Here is a 2,183-nt window from a genome sequence, read left to right as displayed (position 1 = left end):
GTGACGAGTTCGAAGCAGGTCCTCTTGGAGATCTTGGGATTAAAACCCCAATCAAATTCCGTGAGTGTTTTCCTCTCTTTTAATCCTGATTGTTGAAAACGTCTCTCGATCAGTTTTGATTTCCTGCGATCGAGCTCATCTTGCAAAAGCATTGAGAAGGCGTCCAGGAAGGAGAGATCTCCCTGGGTGGCCTGCAGAGCTCGTGTCTCGAGGGTCCCCCGGATTCCCGGCAGACGCAGTATTTTGAGCGATCTTTCGATCTCAGTCATCGACATCGGCATGGTGTTCCTCCTTTGTGTTTTTGAGGAGAGGCTCTCCCCTGGACACAGGGGAGATCTCTTCTCCTGGTGGATTTAAAGAAGTCGTTTTTCCTGAAAGGGCATGCCTTTCCCAGAAAAGGGCGTAATCCTCGGGAGAGCGGATCAGCTCATGCGATTGAGTCAGGACGGGAAGAGGGACGGGGTTTTCTTTCTTTTCTTTTTCTTCCAGTCGTTCGACGAGCTCCCGTACGGTCCTGCTCGATCGGACATGACGCTCGAGAGCCATTGCGGATGCCTTCTCAATCAAAGAAGCGGCATGGCGGCGGGCCAAGGACACGATGCCGCGCATCCGCCTTTGTCCTAAACGGCCTTGTTCTTCGAAGAGAACAAGGCAGAGCTCTTTTGTCTTTGGACCGATTTTCTCTGCCTGATCCACAAAGGACTGGGTCATCCGGGAGGGATTGAAGATCCGGTCTTGCTCCTCCATCTTCACACTTCCGGGTCTTGAACTTCTGATATGTCTCCTCAAGAGCGTAAGAGTTTTTTTGTCGAAGATTTCGATCTCAAGATCGTAGATCCGCACCATGACCTCACTGTAGAGAGGGGCCGGCAGGGCCGAGTAGTAAGAGCCTTTCACTTCGATACACCCATCGTCCCAGACCATTCGGGTTTGTTGTGAGAAGTATCGGAACGACTGAAGAGGCAACGGTTTGAGAAAAGGCTTCTCCTCGACAAACATCTCTTGCACCTGCCGCTTCATCCTCCCGTGCACGCGCAGGGAGGCCCACTTCTCTTCCCAGTGCATGAGCCATTGATTTTGTTCCTCGATCGATTCGAACTCGCGGCCTTTGAGTGCTGTGTTCTGGGTATGTTGGATGGCGTTCTCAACCGTTCCTTTCCGGTCAGGATCTCCCACACGGGCGGGATCAGCGACGACACCGTAATGAGTGAGCATCGCGGCAAAGACCGGATTCAACTGCGGCTCGTAAATGTCGGACTTCAGGACTCCTTCTTTCAGATTGTCCAGGACAACGTATTGGGGACAGCCGCCAAAATAGCGGAAGGCTTCTTCATGGAGTTTGGCCCAGATCTCCTTACTGGAGGTCCAGACCGTTTTTCGGAAGGAGCGACGGGAGTATTTGAGAGTCATGACAAAGAGACGCGGCTTTTTCCTCTTTCCCGTTTTGGGATGACGGGTGAGGGCCCCTTGGCCGTAATCCACCTGGGATTCTTCTCCCGGCAGAAACTCCAGTCGGTCGTACTGTTCGGGCTCGGTTTTCTTCAGCCCCCTCACATAACGCTTCACGGAGTTGTAGCGGTGTGTAAAACCAAACCGGTCTACCAGGTCCTGGTAGATCGCCATCGCGTTCCGGCCCTTTTTCACCTCCCCCACAATCCAGTCGTGATGGGGTTCACAGTGAGAACGGGCTTTTTTGGGAATGGAGACTTCTTTGACAACAACGGCGGGTTGTGCCGGAAGCGGGGTCAAAAAGCCGGTGGCCACCCCTTCTGGAGTGGCCGGTTTTGAATCCGGCGGCCAAAGCCCCGCCAAGGACGCATACTTCGAAATCGTCTCCCGACGAATCCCCAGTCGTTCCTGGATCTCTCGGAATGAATACTTCGCTCGGACGAGCGCCAGAACATCCGCTTGTCTGTGTGGTTTCAAGACGTTTCCCATCTCTCCCTCCTTGTTAATAAAGAAGGGAGGGTAACGTCCTGCCGCGCTTAAGAATACCTTTCGACTCAGCCCACAAGGGAGCTGTCAAGGTGGCCGGTTTTCAGGTGGCCATGACTGGCCGGTTTTGAGTGGCCACCGGGGAACGAGCTATGCAGAGAGGATGAATTTGCAGATTCGGATGGGGATGCGGCACTTCACAAGGTTAACAAATGCGCACTCCAAGAAAATCCAGAACCATCAGCACG

General features: G+C 53.4%; 1 protein-coding gene and 2 pseudogenes. 1 reads left to right on the top strand and 2 read right to left on the bottom strand.

The features are described 5' to 3' along the window. Both HYS22_09390 and HYS22_09385 read right to left on the bottom strand, forming a co-directional pair. A partial coding sequence (locus tag HYS22_09390; protein MBI1910363.1) for a transposase occupies window positions 1–275 on the bottom strand: 275 nt, incomplete at its 3' end. A gap of 88 nt (window positions 276–363) precedes the next feature. Further along, window positions 364–1,938, bottom strand: a pseudogene (locus HYS22_09385) (IS21 family transposase). Window positions 1,939–2,080: 142 nt separating this feature from the next. Here HYS22_09385 and HYS22_09380 point away from each other — a divergent pair. Continuing rightward, window positions 2,081–2,183: pseudogene (locus HYS22_09380) on the top strand (IS1 family transposase).

This window comes from Deltaproteobacteria bacterium (assembly GCA_016177765.1).
Taxonomy (GTDB): Bacteria; UBA10199; UBA10199; order JACPAL01; family JACOUP01; genus JACOUP01.
The sequence above is the reverse complement of the archived record's forward strand: the minus strand, read 5'-3'. Positions and strand labels throughout refer to the sequence as shown.